Source organism: Actinocatenispora comari (genome assembly GCF_017312725.1).
Taxonomy (GTDB): Bacteria; Actinomycetota; Actinomycetes; order Mycobacteriales; family Micromonosporaceae; genus Actinocatenispora; species Actinocatenispora comari.
Genome location: NZ_BOPO01000033.1, coordinates 20,992 through 38,052, shown reverse-complemented (window position 1 = coordinate 38,052; position 17,061 = coordinate 20,992). Strand labels below are relative to the sequence as shown.

The following is a 17,061-nucleotide window of genomic DNA, read 5'->3' as shown; positions in this document are numbered from 1 at the left end:
CTCAACTCGTGAAGCGGTACGTGCACTGGACGGGTTTGTGGTCCGACGGCGCGACGCCGCCGGAGAAGTACTCGACGACCTCCGCGCCGGCCGCGCGCAACGGCCCGCGGAAGAACTGCCAGTCGATCGTCTTCGCGGCCGGGTACGTGTCCGGCCACTGCCGCGGCTTGTCCAGCGGCAGCGGGTACACCGGATGGGTCGCCGGCGCCACCGTGCCGAGCTGGCCGAACGGCTCCCGGTAGGCACCGTCGTAGAACGTCCACAGTGGACGCGCGTAGTCGTTGGTGTCCGCGCAGAACAGCACCGCCGCGTCGCCGGTGAGGCGGGCCAGTTCGGCGACGATGGCGCGGGACTGGTCGACCCGGGGGCTGCGGTCGTCGGCGATCTCGCGCGGATGGCCGGGCCAGGTCAGGTGCGCGGTGGCGAACACCAGCTCGGTACCGGCGGCGGGGCAGGCCAGGCGTACCCAGAACAGCCGGGCGTGCTCGGACCAGATGCCGACGTCGGTGGCGCCGTGGTCGAGTTCGGTGAACAGGTCGCGCTGCCACCACAGGTTGCTGCGGGTCGCCCATCCTTCGAACCCGTCCCGTACCCGGTCGTGGCCGGTCAGCGCGGCGTCCACGGCGGCGCGCGAGTCGGGGTGCAGTTCCTGGGTGGCGAGCAGGTCGGGCGAGCGTCGGGTGAGCAGTTCGGTCAGCGGGCCGCGTCGCTCGTCGAACCGCCAGCCGCCCCACAGGTTGTAGGTCATCGCGGTGAACGTCACCGGGTGGTTCATGCGTCTCCCTCCACCGGGTCCGGTTGCGCCGGCGCGGGCTGGACGGCGTTCGGACCGGCCGCCGCGGTTCGCTGCGCGGCTGCCCGGACCGCCGGCGCGGGCTGGCCGGCGTTCGGGGATGCCGGCGCGAGGTGGTCGTCGGTGCCGTACCGGACCAGCCGGCCGGCGGTGATCGTGCCGTCGCCGACGTACAGCAGGAGCTCGGTGAGCGAGCAGTTGCCCGGGTCGGCGAGCAGCCGGTGCCCGTCGGCGCCGAGGCCGAGCACCTCGGCGACCAGCGCCCGGATCGGCCCGCCGTGGGTGAACGCCAGTACCCGCCGCTCCGCACCGGCCGGCACCTGCCGGGCCAGGTCGGCGAGCAGCGCGGCGACCCGGCGGCGCAGGTCGGCGAACCGTTCGCCGCCGCCGCGCGGGAGGTCCTCGCCGGCGCGGATCCGGGCGATGTCGCCGGCCCACTCGCGTTCCACGTCGGTGAGCAGCAGGCCGGCCCACGCCCCGCTGTCGAGTTCCCGCAGCCGCGGCTCCGGTACCGGTTCCGCCGGGTACGGCCGCGCGGTCTCGACCACCCGCGGCAGGTCGCTGGCGAGTACCAGGTCGGGTTTCGGCAGCGTGACGAGCCGCGCCGCGGTGCGCGCCGCCTGGCTCCGGCCGAGCTCGGTGAGGCCCGGGCCGCGCTGTCCCTGGGCCCGGCGCTGCCGGTTCCACTGCGACTCGCCGTGCCGTACCAGGGTCAGCCGCAGCCGGCGGTCGCCGCCGCCGACCGGGTCGTCCACTGCCCAACGTGTCATCCGCGCTCCTCGACTGGTGACCGGACACGGCCGGCCGCGCGGCCGGCGCCGTGCCGTCCGCTGCGCCCGAGGCCCTGGCGGCCGGCTCGGGCACTCCCGTGTGCTGACGCGGATCAGCGGACCCCGCCGGTACCAGCGAGAACAAGGGCGTTTCGCGATGTGCAACGGGGCTCTTGACAGTCCCTGGAGGGCTGGCTAGCTTGCCACCGTGAACGTTACCGGTAACGTTCACGGACCATCCCGCACCACCCGTCACCCCCGGACGGAAGGCACCGGAGATGCAGTCGCTGTCTCGCGGGCTCGCGCTGCTGGGCGAGCTCGGTCGCCGCGGGCGACCCATGACCCTGACCGAACTGACCGCCGTCGCCGGCCTGCACAAGAGCACCGTGCACCGGATGCTCGCGGCGTTCCTCGAGCACGGCCTGGTGCAGCGGGTGGACGACAACCGCTACACCGTCGGCATCGGCCTGTACGAACTCGCCGAGTCCGCCCGGCCCGCCCCAGCCACCGCGCGCTGGCCGCACATCCAGGCCGCGCTCGGCGCGCTCGCCCGGGCGGTACGCCGGCCGGCCGGGTTCGCGCTGCCCCGGTACGGCGGGCTGGTCCGGTCGCTGTCGGTCGACGCCCGCGGTGGTGCGGTCACCCCACCCCGCGGTACCGCGGCGCTGGCCGACACCGAGCTGGGCGCGGCGTACCTGGCGTTCCGGCCGCGCGCCGAGGCGGAGCGGTGCGCCGCGCAGCGCGGTGTCGACGGGTACCGGCTGCTGCTGTCGCTGGGCCGGATCCGGGCGCGCGGGTACGCCGTCGGCGCGGCCGTCGCGGCACCGGTACTCGGCCCGGACGGGCTCGCGATCGCCGCCGTCGAGGTGGCCGTGGACGAGCACGACCACGTGGCGCGGCAACGGATCGGGGCCGCCACCGTCGGCTGTGCCCGCCGCGTGGCGGGTCACCTGGCCGCCCCGCCGGCACCCGCGCCGGCCGGCTCGCGCCCGACCCGTACCCCGCCGGCCGGGTTGGTGGCCCGGTCGGGGGCGAGCGCCTGATGCTCGGCTACCTGATCCGGCGCCTCGCCTACTCGATCTTCGTCCTGTGGGGCGCGGTCACCATCGTCTTCGTGGTGCTGCGGGTGGTACCGGGTGATCCGGCGCTGGTGATCCTCGGCCCCGACGCGAGCCCCGCCGACGTCGCCCGGCTGCGGCACGGCATGGGGCTCGACCAGCCGCTGCTCGTGCAGTACGGGCACTACCTGCTCGACGTGGCGCGGCTGCACTTCGGCGACTCGGTCCGGCTCGGCGGCGACGCGATGGGCCAGATCCTGCTGCGGCTGCCGGCCACCGCCGAGCTCGCGCTCGCCGCGGTGGTGTTCGCGGTGACCGTCGGGATCGGCCTCGGGGTCGCCGCGGCGTCCCGGCCGAACTCCGTCCTCGACCGGGTGATCTCGGTGTTCACCCTGGTCATCCAGTCGACCCCGACGTTCTGGGCCGGTCTGGTGCTGCTGCTGATCTTCGCCCGGCAGTTGCGGGTGCTGCCCAGCGAGGGCGCGCACTCCTGGCAGAACGTGATCCTGCCGGCGATCACGCTCGGCCTCGGCTTCCTCGCCATGGTCACCCGGCTGACCCGCTCCGGCCTGCTGGAGATCAGCCACGAGTCGTACCTGAACACGGTGCGTGCCAAGGGGTTGTCCGAACGGGTGGTGGTGTTCCCGCACGCCATCCGCAACGCGCTGATCCCCGTCGTCACGGTCATCGGGCTGTACCTGGGCAGCGTGCTCGGCGGCACGGTGGTGATCGAGACGGTGTTCGCCTGGCCCGGCGCCGGGCGGCTGATCGCCGACTCCATTGGGTACCGCGACTACAACGTGGTGCAGGCCGGCGTCATCCTGATCGCCGCCGTCTTCGTCGTCGTCAACCTGCTCGTGGACCTGCTGTACGGGCTGATCGACCCCCGCGTGTCGGTAGGGAGGCAGGAGCGGTGACCGCCACGTCCGCGATGGCGGACACCATCGAGACCACCGCGCCGCCGGCCCGCCGCCGCGGCCGGACCGGTACCGTCCGGATCGTCGGATCGCTTGCCGTGGTGGCGTTCTACGCGCTGTGCGCGGCGTTCGGGCCGATCCTGTTCCGGTTCGACCCGGTCGCCGTCGACACCAGGAACCGGCTGCTGGCACCGCTGTCGCACACCAGCGAGGGCCACCTGGTGCTGTTCGGTACCGACCAGATCGGCCAGGACCTGCTCGCCAAGATGATGCAGGGCGCGCGGGTGTCGATGACCATCGGCATCTCGGCGCTGCTGCTGTCCGGGCTGATCGGCCTGGTGTTCGGCATCCTCGCCGGCTGGTTCGGCGGCTGGCTCGACTCGGTCCTGATGCGGCTGGCCGACATCCAGCTCGCGTTCCCCGGCATCCTGCTCGCGATCCTGATCGCCGCGGTACTCGGGCCCAGCGTCGGCAACGTGATCGTGGTGCTGTCCATCTCCGGCTGGGTCACGTTCGCCCGGGTCACCCGCGGCCAGGCGCTCGCCACGAAGAACCGGGAGTACGTGGACGCCACCCGGGTGCTGGGCGCCCGCACCTGGCACGTCGTGCGTACCTGCGTGCTGCCGTCCTGCCGCGCGCCGTTCCTGGTGATCGCGGCGTTGCACATCGGCGACGTGATCCTCGCCGAGGCGTCGCTGTCGTTCCTCGGCCTCGGCACCCCCGCCACCACGCCCAGCTGGGGTACCACCATCGCCGGCGGGCGCGACCTGCTCAGCACCGCGTGGTGGATCTCCGCCATCCCCGGCATCGCGCTGGCCGTCCTGGTCGTCGCGTTCGGAGTGCTCGGTGACGCGCTGCGGGACCGGTACGACCCGAAGCTGGCCGGGAGGTGAGCGGCATGGAACCGTTGTTGCGAGTGCGCGAGCTGCGGGTCCGGTTCGCCACCCGGCACGGCACGGTGTCCGCGGTGGACGGCGTCTCGTTCGACGTGTACCCCGGGGAGACCGTGGCGATCGTCGGCGAGTCGGGCAGCGGCAAGAGCGTCACCATGCAGGCGGTCATGGGGCTGCTGCCGCGCGGCGCGCAGGTGTCCGGCTCGATCACCTACCGCGGCACCGAACTGGTCGGCCGACCGGTGTCGGTGACCCGCGCGCTGTGCGGCGACGAGCTGGCGATGATCTTCCAGGATCCGCTGTCGTCGCTCAATCCGGTGTTCCGGGTCGGCCGGCAGATCACCGAGGCGCTGGTGCGCCGGCGCGGGATGCGCCGCGCCGCGGCCCGAGAGCGCGCCGTCGAGCTGATGACCCGGGTCGGCATCCCGGCGCCGGAGCTGCGGGTCGACGAGTACCCGCACCAGTTCTCCGGCGGGATGCGGCAGCGCGCGATGATCGCGATGGCGCTGGCGATGTCGCCGCGGCTGCTGATCGCCGACGAACCGACCACCGCGCTGGACGTGACCGTACAGGCGCAGATCATGCGGCTGCTGGCGTCGTTGCGCGAATCCGACGGGATGGCGCTGGCGCTGATCACGCACGACCTCGGCGTGGTCGCCGACGCCGCCGACCGGGTCGTCCTGATGTACGCCGGCCGGGTGGTGGAGACCGGCCCGACCCGCGAGGTGTACGAGCACTGCCGGCACCCGTACACCGAGGGGCTGCTCGCCTCGGTACCGGACGACGCCGACGTCGACCGGCTGGTACCGATCTCCGGTCAGCCACCGAATCCCGCGTCGCTGCCCGGCGGCTGCGCGTTCCACCCGCGCTGCCGGTACGCGATCGAGCGGTGCCGCACCGAGCGCCCGCCACTGTCCGTTGTGGACGGACACCCGAGTGCCTGTCACCGCAGCCAGGAGGTCGGCGGATGAACCCGATGCCCGCCCCGTCGGACGAGTCCGGTACCGCGGTGGCCGGGCCGCCGTTGCTGTCGGTGCGGGACCTGGTGACGAGCTTCCCGATCCGGTCGACGCTGCTGCGCCGGGAGATCGGGCGGATCGAGGCGGTCGCCGGGGTCTCGTTCGACCTGCCGGCGGGGCAGACGCTCGGCATCGTCGGCGAGTCCGGCTCCGGCAAGTCGACCCTGGCCCGTACCGTGGTCGGCCTGGCCCGGGCGAGGGCCGGATCGGTGACGTTCGACGGGACCGACCTGACCGCGGCGGCACCGGCCGAGGTGCGGCGCCGGCGCCGGGACATCCAGATGATCTTCCAGGACCCGTACGCGTCGCTCAACCCCGGCCGCACCGTGCGCCAGCTGGTCACCGAGGCCTGGCAGATCCACCCCGACGTGGTACCGCGGGACCGGTGGCCGGCCGAACTCGCCGAACTGCTGGCGCGGGTCGGGCTCGACCCCGGCCACGCCGACCGGTACCCGCACCAGTTCTCCGGCGGGCAGCGGCAACGGATCGGCATCGCCCGGGCGATCGCGCTGCGGCCCCGGCTGGTGATCTGCGACGAGCCGGTGTCCGCGCTGGACGTGTCGATCCAGGCGCAGGTGCTGAACCTGCTCCGTGACCTGCAACGCGACCTCGGCCTGACGTACCTGTTCATCTCGCACGACCTGTCCGTGGTGCGGCACGTCGCGGACCGGGTCGCGGTGCTCTACCTCGGCCGGATCGTGGAGGAGGCGCCCACCGCGGAGATCTTCGCCGCGCCGACCCACCCGTACACGCAGGCGTTGCTGTCGGCGGTGCCCCGGCTGCGACCGTGGCGCGAGACCGCGCCGGAGCCGATCGTGCTCGCGGGTGACATCCCGTCGCCGGCGAACCCGCCGTCCGGTTGCCGGTTCCGTACCCGCTGCCCGCGGGCCGAGGACGTGTGCGCGATCGAGCCGCCGGCCCTGACGATCCGCGGTACCCACCCGGCGGCCTGCCACTTCGCCGGCTGACCGGCGGCTGTCGGACCGGTACGGCAGACTCGACGGGACACCTCGGCCGGGAGGGCCGGGCGGACGGCGGGAGCAGCGATGGCAGTGGGACGACTGGGTGCGGTGGCGATCGACTGCGCCGAGCCCGAGGTGCTGGCCGACTTCTGGGCGGCGATGCTCGGCGGCGAGGTGGCGTTCCGGTCGCCGCGGTTCTGCGCGGTCGGCGCCGGCGGCACCTGGCTGAGCACCGTCCGGGTGGACGACTACACCCCACCGACCTGGCCGGCCGGCCCGGCGCCGAAACAGTTCCATCTCGACCTGGCGGTGACCGACCTGGACGCCGCCGAGACCGAGGCGGTACGGCTGGGCGCGCGCAAGGCCGACGAGCAGCCGGCGCCCGACCGGTGGCGGGTCTTCCTCGACCCGGCCGGCCACCCCTTCTGCCTCAGCACCCAGATCCCGGAGTGAGCCGCGGCCGCACTCGGATCCCAGACTGAGCCGCAGTAGGCGCCCCGGCCACGTTTCGGGGCGCATCATGGGCGGATGAGTGCACGGGTGACGTTGCGACCGATGACCCAGGCGGAGTTCGACGCGTACCTCGACCGTTCGGTGCGTGACTACGGGCAGGACAAGGTGCGCGCCGGCGAGTTCACCCCGGAACGCGCCGACGAGCAGGCCCGGGCCGAGTTCATGCTGCTGCTGCCGGAAGGCGTGCGGACCAACGGGATGCTGCTGTTCACCGCGTTCGACGGGGACGAGCAGGTCGGCATGCTGTGGCTGGCGCTGCCGTCCGCGCGCCGCCACCAGGCCTGGGTGTACGAGCTGTGGGTGGCACCGAACGCCCGGTCCCGCGGGTACGGCCGGGCCATCATGCGGGCCGGCGAGCGGGAGCTGGCCGCCCGCGGGGTCGCCGAGATCGGGCTCAACGTGTTCGGCGACAACACCACCGCGATCGGACTGTACGAGAGCCTCGGGTACAAGGTGATCGCGCAGCAGATGACCAAGCCCGTGGACGGTGCCTGAGCAGGAACGGGCGGCCACCCCACTGTGATGGTTGCCGCAGTGGCGCGACCTCGGCGGGCCGCGCTCGTTCTACTCGTCGGGTCGACAGCGGCGTCGGCCCACACAGACCTTGTTCCCCCGCCGCGAGGCGCCCCCGGCCACGACAGCGGCCGGGGGCGCCTCTCTGCTCGGGCGCCGTGCCGCTCGTCCCGGCCCGGCGCCGGCCGGTCGTCGGTGGTGCTGCCGCCCGCGGTCAAGGTCGGCCCGATCGTCGGTGGTGCTGCCGCCCGCGGTCGGGCCCGGCCCGATCGTCGGTGCTGTCGGCCGCGGTCGGGGCCGGTCAGCGCACGGCGCGGTCGACGCCGTGCTCGCGGCGGCCGAGGAACTCCGGATCCGGCTGCACGACCATGCTGTAGATCGCCTTCACGTCGGCGAGCTGCTCCCGGACCCAGTTGCGCGGGTACGCGTCCCAGTGGTGCTGTCCGGTGTCGCCGACCCCGTCGGCGTCGATGCCGACCGACCGGCACAGCGCGGTGGCCCGCGGGACGTGGAAGTCCTGGGACACGACGAGCGCCTTGTGCACGCCGAAGATCCGCTTCGCCCGCGCGCACGACTGGTACGAGTCGAAGCCGGCGTAGTCGGTGACGATCCGGTCCATCGGCACCCCGTGGTCGACCAGCCAGGCGCGCATCGCGTCGGGCTCGTCGTACCGCCACTGCCGGTGGTCGCCGGTGACGAGCAGGGCGCGCACCTTGCCGGCCACGAACAGCTGGCGGGCCAGCTCCAGCCGGCCGGTCAGGAACGGTGACGGGGCGCCGTCCGGGTACACCTCGGCGCCGAACACGAGCGCCACCGGCGCGGTCGGCGCCGACGCGGCCGAGTAGTAGAGGTGGCCGTGCGCGCGGACCCGCACCCAGCCGACCGAACCGCCGACCAGCACGGCGACCAGCAACAGCCCGGCGAGGCAGAGCCCGATCAGCCGTCGCGGCCGCAGCCAGCGACGGAGCGGAGCGGGCAGTCGCGACATCATGGCCTCACTATGCCCGGACCGGGCAACGCGGACCGCCCCGCCGGTACCTGGGCCGGCCACCCGGCCGGTGGGTGCAGCGCACCGGCATGGTCGACATCACAGCCCAGAACGGCCCGCTGACCTGGGAGTACGCCGGTCGCAGCGACGTATGATCAAGGCTGCACAGGGCCCGGGTCGATCGACCCGACGGGCGCGCTGAGGGTGGGTTAGCGCGCCGATCGGATTCGTCGCATCGTCCCGAAGAGGAGTCGAAGTGCCCGCCCTGGGTGCCTATCGTGCGCTGTTCGCTGCCACCGGCCCGCGGTTGCCGGTGTTGTCCTTCCTCGCCCGCCTGCCCAACGCGATGGGCCCGCTCGGCGTGCTCACCCTGCTCGTCGCCACCACCGGGTCGTACTCGGCGGCCGGCATCGCGACCGCCGCCCTCGGCCTCGGCGCCGCGTTCGGCGGTCCCGCCGTCGGTGCCCTCGCCGACCGGTACGGGCAGCGCCCGGTCGGGCTGGTCGCCGCCCTGATGGACGCCGCCGGGTACGCCGGGCTGGTCGTCGCGGCGCTGCTGCACGGCCCGGCACCCCTGGTCACCGCGCTCGCCACGGTCGCCGGGTTGGCCACCCCGCAGGTCGGGCCGTTCATGCGGGTCCGCTGGGTGCACCTGTTGCGCACCCGCGGCGAGCTGGTGCCGACCGCCTTCTCGTACGAGGGTGCGGTCGACGAGACGTCGTTCGTGGCCGGCCCGGCGCTGGTCGGGTTGTGCGCGCTGGTGTTCCCGCCGGCCGTGCCGCTGCTGATCGCGGCGGCCCTGCTGGTGCTGGCCGGGCTGGCGTTCGCGCTGCACCCGACCGCACCGGTGCCGGTCGCGGCGTCCGCGTCCGCCACGCCGCGGGCCCGGTTGCCGCGGCTGCCGGTGGCCGGGCTGGTACTCGCGATGGCCGCGCTCGGCGCGATCTTCGGCGGCACCCAGACCGGCGTCACCGCGCTCGCCGGCTCGATCGGCCGGCCCGGGTCGGCCGGGCTGATCTACGCGGTGCTCGGCGTCGGCAGCGCCACCGCCGGCCTCGCCACCGCCTGGTTGCCGGCCCGGTTCCGTTACCCCGCACGGTATCTGGTGTTCGCCGCGGCGCTCGCCGTCGCGGTCACCGCGCTGCTGACGATCTCCGGGCCCGCCGGCGCCGTCGCCGCGATGGCGGTCCTCGGCCTGCTCGTCGCGCCGTACCTGATCACCGTGTACGCGCTGGCCGAACGGATCGCGCCGGCCGGCCGCACCGCGACGGTACTGACGCTGCTCGCCGCGGGCATCGTCGCCGGGGTCGCGCTCGGCGCCGGCCTCGCCGGTACCCTCGCCGACCGGTACGGGTTCCGCGGCGCGTTCGCCGTCCCGGTCGCCGCGGGGCTGCTCGCGCTGCTGCTGGCGGCCGTCTCGTACCGCCGGCTGGGCCGCACGCCCACGACACCCGAACCGGCCGCGGCCCGGCCCGTGCCGGTGCCCGCCGGCTGACGTTCCGGTCGCGGGCCGCGCGTCGCCGGCGCGTCAGTCGTCGAGGGGGAGTTCCAGCGGGTCGAGCGGGCGCGGTGCCGCGGGTGCCGGGCTGGAGATGGTGTCGACCTCGGTCGGCGCGGTCAGCCGGCGGGCCGCCTCGGCCATGTGCCGCTCGACGACGGCGAGCAGCGCCGGTTCGTCCCGGGCCGCGATCGCGTCGATGATCTCGGCGTGCGAGTCCGGCATGTCGGCGCGGACCCGGAACTGGCGGTCCAGCGAGTACGTGCACAGCCGGGTCTCGATCAGCAGGGTGGCGATGCTGGCGGACAGCCGCGGGCTGCCGGCGGCGTCGACGAGCGCCTGGTGGAACTCGATGTCGGTGTCGCCGACGGCGTGCGCGTCGCGTCGCTTGTTCGCCCGGACCATCCGCTGGTGCACCCTGGTCAGGGTGCGCACGGTGCGGTCGACGAGGTTGTCGCGCAACACGACCCGACACGCCGCGCATTCGACGGCGGTACGGCCGAGATAGACGTCGGCGACCGTGGCAGCGTCCATACTGATGACAGCGAGTCCGCGCCGCCGGGTGGTGGTGAGCAGCCGTTCCTGCACCAGCCGCTGCGCGGCCTCGCGCAGCGGGCCGCGGCTGACGCCGAGCTGTTCTGCCAACTCGGCCTCACCGAGCGGGGCGCCGGCCGGCAGGGTGCCCTCGAAGATGGCCTGCCGCAACCGGCCGGCAATCAGATCCACAGTGGACTCGCGGGGTACCGGGGTGATCTTCTGCGCGCGGGCCGACCGAAGCGGCGTTGCGGGGCGAATAGGGCGATGTGAAGAATTCGCCACTGCTACGCACCTCCCTGGTCTGGTCATGGCTGGCCGGCGACACGCCCGCGGATTACCGGAACCCTATTTGGGGTACCCACGCCCCGCCAGGGGCGGCCCGGCCGGTTGGCCGTAGCTCACACGGCGGACCGGACCGCTCACCCGGCGAGACGGTACAACGCAGTTCGCCAACATGTTGCAGACTATCGACGATCCTAATGTCAACAAACATACGAGCGGTGCTAGCGTTCAGGCCCGAACTCCGGGCCGCGAGCCGGCCCGCCATGCCCGGACCTCGACGCGGCACCGAGTGGCCGCCGGGTCCGAAGCCTGAGGAGGTTGAGGTCCGTGACGGACAACAGTCGGTGGTCTCGTCGTACGCTCCTTCGCTCCGCCGCGGTCGGTGGCGGGCTGCTCACCGTGCCCGGCCTGCTGGCCGCGTGCTCGCGCACCCAGACCGGTACCGGTGAGTCGAAGCAGAACACCCTCGACAAGATCAAGAAGCAGGGCTACGTCACCATCGGTTTCGCCGGTGAGCAGCCGTACGGGTTCAAGCAGGGCGACCAGCTCGTCGGCGAGGCGCCGACGCTGCACAAGAAGATCTTCAGCGAGCTCGGCGTCAAGGAGATGCGGGGCGTACTGACCGACTTCAACTCGCTGATCCCGGGCATCAAGGCCAACCGGTTCGACGTGGTCAGCGCCGGCATGGCGATCACGCCGGAGCGGTGCAAGGAGGTCATCTTCTCCGAGCCCGAGTTCGTCGGCGCCACCGCGCTGCTGGTGAAGAAGGGCAACCCGAAGCACCTGACCGACCTGAACGCGGTCGCGAAGGCCGGCGCCACCGTCGGCGTGCTGCAGGCCGCGGTGGAGAAGAGCTTCTCCACCGCCGCCGGGGTCAAGTCCGGCAACATCAAGGAGTTCGCGAAGCAGCAGGACGGGCTGGACGCGCTGGTGGCCGGCCGGATCGACGCGTTCGCGCTGACCGACATCTCGCTGCGCTGGCTGGCGAACATCAACAAGGGCAAGCCGGTCGAGGTCACCCCGTCGTTCCAGCCGAAGCTGGACGGCAAGCCGCAGAGCAGCGCCGGCGGTGCCGTGTTCCGCACCGCGGACACCGCGCTGCGGGACGCGTTCAACAAGGAGCTGAAGAAGATCACCTCCGACCCGACCCAGTACACCTCGCTGATCGGCAAGTACGGCTTCACCAAGGTCAACGTGCCGCCGGCGACCCTGACCACAGCCTCGCTGTGCAAGGGCTGATCCGCCGGCCGGGACTGACGACCTGAGATGGGAACCTTTCTCACACAGCTCGGCGATTCCGCCGGCAACATCGGTGCGGCGATCCTGGTCACGGTCGAGGCCACGGTGCTCGGTGCCATCCTCGCGTTGGTGCTGGCCTTCATCCTCGGCCTGCTGGCCAGGTCGCGCTTCCTCGTTGTCCGCGGCATCGCCCGTACCATCATCGAGTTCTTCCGCGGCACCTCGCTGTACGTGCAGCTGTTCTGGCTGTACTTCGCGCTTCCGGTGCTGGGCTTCCAGATCAGCAGCGCGCTGCTGTGCGCGGTCATCGCGTTCGGCCTCAACTTCGGCGCGTACGGCGCCGAGGTGGTGCGCGGTGCGATCAACGCGGTGCCGAAGGCGCAGTGGGAGGGCGCGGTCGCACTCAACATGACCGGGTTCCAGCGGATGCGGCTGGTGATCCTGCCGCAGGCCTGGATCGGCATGATCCCGCCGTTCAACAACCTGCTCATCCAGCTGTTGAAGTCGACCCCGTTGCTGTCGCTGATCACCGTCGCCGACCTGACCTTCGAGGGTCAGCAGCTGCGGGCAGCGACGGGGCAGACGGCGCTGTCGTACCTGTTCCTGCTCGTCGTCTACTTCATCCTGGCGTACATCTTCACCCTGCTGATGAACGCGTTGGAGTCGGTGGCGAAGGCGCGCCTGGGTCGCGGAGGCGGGCTGCGTGGCCTGTTCCGGCTGCGGGAAGCCGACCCGACCGGTCGGTCCGCCGGAGCCGGCGCCGGGGGTGGCGCGTGAACACGTCGATCTGGGACTGGACCGTCGTCGAAGACGTCATTCCGCTGCTGCTCAAGGGTTTCGCGGTCACGCTGCTCGCCACCGTGGTCGGCTCGGTGATCGCGATCCTGCTCGGGCTGCTGCTCGCGATGGCCCGCCGGGCGCCGACCCGGCTCGTGCGGGTGCCGGTCCGGGCGTTCGTCGAGTTCGTCCGCAGCACCCCGCTGCTGGTGCAGCTGTTCACGGTGTACGTGCTGCTGCCGTCGCTGTCGCCGTTCGTGATCGGCGCGTCGGTGCTCGGCATCCACTACGCCACTTACATGTCCGAGGTGTACCGGGCGGGCATCGACGGTGTCCCGAAGGGACAGTGGGAGGCGGCGACCGCGCTGTCGATGCCGCGCGGCCGGACCTGGCAGGCGGTCATCCTGCCGCAGGCGGTCCGCAACGTCCTCCCGGCACTGGGCAACTACATCATCTCGATGTTCAAGGACACCCCGTTCCTCGCGGTGATCACCGTGCACGAGATGGTCTTCCAGGCGCAGGAGTACGGCTCGGACCACTTCCGCTACCTGGAGGTGTTCACGTTGGCGGCGGCGATCTTCCTGATCGCGAGCTATCCCACGTCGCTGCTGGTACGAAGGTTGGAGAAGCGCCTTGGCCACTGAACCCCACATCCCCGATCTGTCCGCTGTGGACAGTGCACCGAAGCTGCCCGAGGGTACGCCGATGGTGCTGTTCGAGCAGGTGGTCAAGCGGTTCGGCAGCAACATCGTGCTCGACCACCTCGACTTCTCGGTCGCGCAGGGCGAGCGGGTCACGCTGATCGGCCCGTCCGGGTCCGGCAAGACCACCATCCTGCGGCTGCTGATGACGCTGGAGAAGGTCAACGGCGGCGTCGTGTACGTCGAGGGCCAGCCGCTGTCGCACATGAAGCGCGGCAGCCAGCTCGTCCCGGCGAACGAGCGCTACCTGCGCACCGTGCGCAAGAAGATCGGCATGGTCTTCCAGCAGTTCAACCTGTTCCCGAACATGAAGGTGCTGGACAACGTCACCGAGGCGCCGATTCACGTGCTCGGGCTGTCGAAGGAGGAGGCGGTCGACCGGGCCAAGCAGCTGCTCGACCTGGTCGGGCTCGGCGACCGGATCAACCAGCACCCGACCTCGCTGTCCGGCGGTCAGCAGCAGCGGGTGGCGATCGCCCGGGCGCTCGCCATGCAGCCCGACGTGCTGCTGCTCGACGAGGTCACCTCGGCGCTCGACCCGGAGCTCGTCGCCGACGTGCTCAACGTGCTGCGCGACATCGCCCAGTCGACGACCATCACGATGCTGATCGTCACGCACGAGATGCAGTTTGCCCGGGACGTGTCGAACCGGATCCTGATGTTCGACAAGGGTCGCATCGTCGAGGAAGGTCAGCCGGACAAGATCTTCTCCAACCCGGAGCACGAGCGCACCCAGACGTTCCTCCGCGCCGTACTCGAGGAGCGCTGACCGCACCCACCGCCGCCGGGCCCTTCGATCCTGGAGCCGCGACGGCGTGTCGGTCGAGACACGCCGTACCACGCTTCATGGTCGGAGGGCCCGGCGCTCGGGGCGGAGGTCACCACTCGGCGAGCGCGCCGTCGGGGTGGCGCCAGATCGGGTTGTGCCAGCCCGGGTCGCGGCCGTCGGCGGCGCGGATGGCGGCCTCGTCGAGCGTCACGCCGAGACCGGGCGTCTCGGTGCGCAGCGCGTACCCGTCGGTGAACCGGAACGGGGTCGGATCGGCGACGTAGTCGAGCAGGTCGTTGCTGGTGTTGTAGTGGATGCCCATCGACTGCTCCTGGATCAGCACGTTGGGCGTGGCGAAGTCGATCTGCAGCGACGCGGCGAGCGCGACCGGCCCGAGTGGACAGTGCGGGGCGAGCGGCACGTCGAAGGTCTCGGCGAGCGCGCCGATCCGGCGTACCTCGGAGATGCCGCCGGCGTGCGAGAGGTCCGGCTGGGCGACGGCGATCCCGGCGGTCAGCGCGGGCAGGAAGTCGGTACGGGAGTAGAGCCGTTCACCGGTCGCGATCGGCACCGTGGAACCGGTGAGCCGGGACAGCTGGTGGCCGTACTCGGGGGGTAGCGGCTCCTCGACGAACAGCGGGTGCAGGTCGGCGAGGGCGGCGATCGCCCGGGGCGCGGTGGGCCAGGCGACCCGGCCGTGGAAGTCGACGGCCACGTCCCGCTCGTCCCCGAGTACGGCGCGGGCGGCGCCGACCCGGTCGACCAGGCCGGCGAGGTCGGAAACCGTGGCGGCACGGCCGATCCGGCCGAACCCGTTCATCTTGACGGCGGTGAACCCGGCCGCGACGGCGGCGCCGACCGAGTCGGTGATCTCGGCCGGTTCGTCGCCGCCGACCCAGGTGTACATCCGCACCCGGTCCCGCACCGGGCCGCCGAGCAGCGCGTACACCGGGACGCCGTACGCCTGGCCGGCGATGTCCCAGAGCGCCTGGTCGATGCCGGCGACGGCGCTGGACAGGATCGGCCCGCCGCGGTAGAAGCCGCCCTTGGTCAGCACCTGCCAGTGGTCCTCGATGCGCAGCGGGTCGGCGCCGAGCAGGTGTTCGGCGGCGACCTCGACGGCGGTACGGACGACTTCGGCGCGGCCCTCGACGACCGGTTCACCCCAGCCGACCAGCCCGTCGTCGGTCTCGATCCGGCAGAACAGCCACCGCGGCGGTACCTGGAACGTCTCGATCCGTGCGATCCTCATCCGCGCTCCGCTTCCCGGGTCAGCGCCGCGGCGTGCTGGTTGGCCGCGGTGAGCAGTTCGTACATCGCCGTCTCGGCGCCGTCCGGGTCGCCGGCCCGGATCGCGTCGAGCACCGGTCGGTGGGTGGGGACCGGGTCGGGCGCGGATCCGCCGTGTACCAGCCGGTCCCGTTCGGCGAGGGCGCGTTCCACCACGACCTCCAGCCGGCCGAGCAGCTCGTTGTGCGTGCAGGCCAGCAGGGCCCGGTGGAACCGCAGGTCGGCGGCGACCGCGGCGTCGGGCTCGACGGCACCGTCCATCTCGGACAGTGCGGCGTCCAACTCGGCCAGGTCGGCGTCGGTGCGCCGGGTCGCGGCGAGCCGGGCGGCCGGCGGCTCCAGCAACGTACGCACCTCCGCCAGGTCGCCGAGGAACCGGGTCCAGGTGGCCGCCGGTGCGGCGAACTGCCAGCGCATCACGTCGCCGTCGAGCAGGTTCCACGCCTCGCGCGGCCGGACGAACGTGCCGCGCTTCTGCCGCGCGCCGACGAGTCCCTTGGCGGACAGCACCTTCAGCGCCTCGCGCAGCGCGGTACGGGACACGTCGAGCTCGGCCTCCAGTGCCGGGATGTCCAGCGTGGCACCCTCGGCGAGCCGGCCGGACAGGATGCGGTGCGCGATCAGCTCGACGGTCTGGCCGTGCAGCCCACGGCCCGGGTACTCGGTCATGCGGACGCCTTCGTGATGGACCAGCCGCCGTCGACCGGGACCGCGGCGCCGGTCACGTACGAGGCGTCCGGCGAGGCGAGGAACGCGATCACCGCGGCGACCTCGGTCGGGTCGCCGAACCGCTTGGCCGCGGTGGCCTCGACGCTGCGGGCCCGGTCGTCGTCGGCCACGTCGTCCCACGCTGCGGTCAGGATCGGGCCGGGCAGCACGCTGTTGACCCGTACCTCGGGGCCGTACTCGGCGGCGAGCTGCCGGCCGAGCGCGGTCAGCCCGCCCTTGGCCGCCGCGTACGCGGGGTGGCCGGGCAGGCCGATCAGCGCGTGCACCGAGGAGACGACGACGACCGCGCCGCGCCGCTCGCGCAGGTCCGGCAGGAAGGTCCGGACGGCCAGGTAGCTGCCGGTCAGGCAGACCGCGAGCTGCCGGTCCCAGCTGTCCCGGGTGGTGTCGTGCAGCGGCCGGGCCGGGTCGAAGAACGCGTTGCTGACCAGCACGTCGACCGGCCCGTACCGGTGCGCGACGGTGGCGACGCGCTCCCAGTCGGCGTCGCTCGCCACGTCCGCGGCGACGAACGTCGCCTGCCCGCCGGCCGCCTCGATCCGCGCCGCGACCTGCCCGCCGGTGTCGTCGACGTCGGTGAGCACCACCCGGGCGCCTTCGGCGGCGAGCCGGTGTGCGGTGGCGGCGCCGATGCCGCGGGCGGCGCCGGTCACCACCGCCGTGTGGCCCCGGAACCTGCCCGGCGCGGTCGTCTCTGCTGCCATGCCGCCACTCTAGGATAAGTCTTTTTTTATGAATACATCTTGACAGGCATGTCACACCCTGGTGATGCTCGGAGCCATCCCGCGTCGGTATGCGCCGAAAGGGGCCAGG

19 protein-coding genes are annotated in these 17,061 nt (G+C 72.6%); 12 read left to right on the top strand and 7 right to left on the bottom strand.

The annotated features are described in order from the left end of the window. Position 1: 1 nt before the first annotated feature. Entirely contained in the window at positions 2–775 is a 774-nt protein-coding gene (locus NUM_RS10955; RefSeq protein WP_207124686.1) for an endonuclease/exonuclease/phosphatase family protein, read from the bottom strand. Beyond that, positions 772–1,563 (bottom strand): histidine phosphatase family protein, encoded by a 792-nt coding sequence (locus NUM_RS10950; RefSeq protein WP_207124685.1) that lies wholly within the window; start codon positions 1,561–1,563, stop codon positions 772–774. Before NUM_RS10950 ends, NUM_RS10955 begins: the two co-directional genes overlap by 4 nt. 278 nt (positions 1,564–1,841) lie before the next feature. Between NUM_RS10950 and NUM_RS10945 the strand changes: the two genes are divergently transcribed. From NUM_RS10945 to NUM_RS10915, 7 genes are all read left to right on the top strand, one after another. After that, positions 1,842–2,606: a helix-turn-helix domain-containing protein gene (locus NUM_RS10945; RefSeq protein WP_207124684.1), complete on the top strand. Its 765-nt coding sequence runs from the start codon at positions 1,842–1,844 to the stop codon at positions 2,604–2,606. Next, entirely contained in the window at positions 2,606–3,538 is a 933-nt protein-coding gene (locus NUM_RS10940; protein WP_207124683.1) for an ABC transporter permease, read from the top strand. Before NUM_RS10945 ends, NUM_RS10940 begins: the two co-directional genes overlap by 1 nt. Further along, positions 3,535–4,431: an ABC transporter permease gene (locus NUM_RS10935; RefSeq protein ID WP_207124682.1), complete on the top strand. Its 897-nt coding sequence runs from the start codon at positions 3,535–3,537 to the stop codon at positions 4,429–4,431. The genes NUM_RS10940 and NUM_RS10935 overlap by 4 nt, the downstream gene beginning before the upstream one ends. Positions 4,432–4,436: 5 nt before the next feature. Further along, a complete protein-coding gene (locus NUM_RS10930; protein WP_207124681.1) occupies positions 4,437–5,402 on the top strand; it encodes an ABC transporter ATP-binding protein in 966 nt (321 codons plus the stop codon). Positions 5,403–5,407: 5 nt separating this feature from the next. Then, positions 5,408–6,418 carry an ABC transporter ATP-binding protein gene (locus tag NUM_RS10925; protein ID WP_207124720.1) on the top strand — a complete coding sequence of 337 codons (1,011 nt, stop codon included), beginning with the start codon at positions 5,408–5,410 and terminating at the stop codon, positions 6,416–6,418. Between the two features lie 78 nt (positions 6,419–6,496). Continuing rightward, on the top strand, positions 6,497–6,865 hold the full coding sequence (locus NUM_RS10920) for a VOC family protein (RefSeq protein WP_207124680.1): 369 nt from the start codon (positions 6,497–6,499) through the stop codon (positions 6,863–6,865). A 75-nt stretch (positions 6,866–6,940) separates the two neighbouring features. Next, complete coding sequence (locus tag NUM_RS10915; RefSeq protein ID WP_207124679.1) at positions 6,941–7,420, top strand: GNAT family N-acetyltransferase; 480 nt, start codon at positions 6,941–6,943, stop codon at positions 7,418–7,420. 319 nt (positions 7,421–7,739) lie between these two features. On the opposite strand, the gene NUM_RS10910 is transcribed toward NUM_RS10915, so the two are convergent. Further along, positions 7,740–8,429 carry a SanA/YdcF family protein gene (locus NUM_RS10910; protein WP_225918492.1) on the bottom strand — a complete coding sequence of 230 codons (690 nt, stop codon included), beginning with the start codon at positions 8,427–8,429 and terminating at the stop codon, positions 7,740–7,742. Positions 8,430–8,682: 253 nt separating this feature from the next. Between NUM_RS10910 and NUM_RS10905 the strand changes: the two genes are divergently transcribed. After that, a complete protein-coding gene (locus NUM_RS10905) occupies positions 8,683–9,921 on the top strand; it encodes an MFS transporter (protein ID WP_207124678.1) in 1,239 nt (412 codons plus the stop codon). A 33-nt stretch (positions 9,922–9,954) separates the two neighbouring features. Here NUM_RS10905 and NUM_RS10900 read toward each other — a convergent pair whose 3' ends face one another. Beyond that, a complete protein-coding gene (locus tag NUM_RS10900; protein WP_207124677.1) occupies positions 9,955–10,650 on the bottom strand; it encodes a GntR family transcriptional regulator in 696 nt (231 codons plus the stop codon). Between the two features lie 420 nt (positions 10,651–11,070). On the opposite strand from NUM_RS10900, the gene ehuB reads away from it, so the two are divergent. From ehuB to ehuA, 4 genes are read left to right on the top strand one after another with little or no spacing between them, the layout of a single operon-like run. Then, complete coding sequence (ehuB, locus tag NUM_RS10895) at positions 11,071–11,982, top strand: ectoine/hydroxyectoine ABC transporter substrate-binding protein EhuB (protein ID WP_207124676.1); 912 nt, start codon at positions 11,071–11,073, stop codon at positions 11,980–11,982. Positions 11,983–12,009: 27 nt separating this feature from the next. Then, positions 12,010–12,759: an ectoine/hydroxyectoine ABC transporter permease subunit EhuC gene (gene ehuC / locus NUM_RS10890; protein WP_207124675.1), complete on the top strand. Its 750-nt coding sequence runs from the start codon at positions 12,010–12,012 to the stop codon at positions 12,757–12,759. After that, positions 12,756–13,403, top strand: coding sequence for an ectoine/hydroxyectoine ABC transporter permease subunit EhuD (gene ehuD, locus NUM_RS10885; protein ID WP_225918491.1), 648 nt, complete (start codon positions 12,756–12,758; stop codon positions 13,401–13,403). Before ehuC ends, ehuD begins: the two co-directional genes overlap by 4 nt. After that, positions 13,393–14,229 carry an ectoine/hydroxyectoine ABC transporter ATP-binding protein EhuA gene (ehuA, locus tag NUM_RS10880; protein WP_308440563.1) on the top strand — a complete coding sequence of 279 codons (837 nt, stop codon included), beginning with the start codon at positions 13,393–13,395 and terminating at the stop codon, positions 14,227–14,229. Before ehuD ends, ehuA begins: the two co-directional genes overlap by 11 nt. Positions 14,230–14,338: 109 nt before the next feature. Here ehuA and dgoD read toward each other — a convergent pair whose 3' ends face one another. From dgoD to NUM_RS10865, 3 genes are read right to left on the bottom strand one after another with little or no spacing between them, the layout of a single operon-like run. Further along, the gene (dgoD, locus tag NUM_RS10875) at positions 14,339–15,481 is read right to left on the bottom strand and encodes a galactonate dehydratase (RefSeq protein ID WP_207124674.1); all 1,143 of its coding nucleotides are present in this window, start codon (positions 15,479–15,481) and stop codon (positions 14,339–14,341) included. Further along, positions 15,478–16,188, bottom strand: a complete 711-nt coding sequence (locus tag NUM_RS10870; protein WP_207124673.1) for a FadR/GntR family transcriptional regulator — start codon at positions 16,186–16,188, stop codon at positions 15,478–15,480. The genes dgoD and NUM_RS10870 overlap by 4 nt, the downstream gene beginning before the upstream one ends. Then, positions 16,185–16,952, bottom strand: a complete 768-nt coding sequence (locus tag NUM_RS10865) for an SDR family NAD(P)-dependent oxidoreductase (RefSeq protein ID WP_207124672.1) — start codon at positions 16,950–16,952, stop codon at positions 16,185–16,187. The genes NUM_RS10870 and NUM_RS10865 overlap by 4 nt, the downstream gene beginning before the upstream one ends. Between the last annotated feature and the right edge of the window lie 109 nt (positions 16,953–17,061).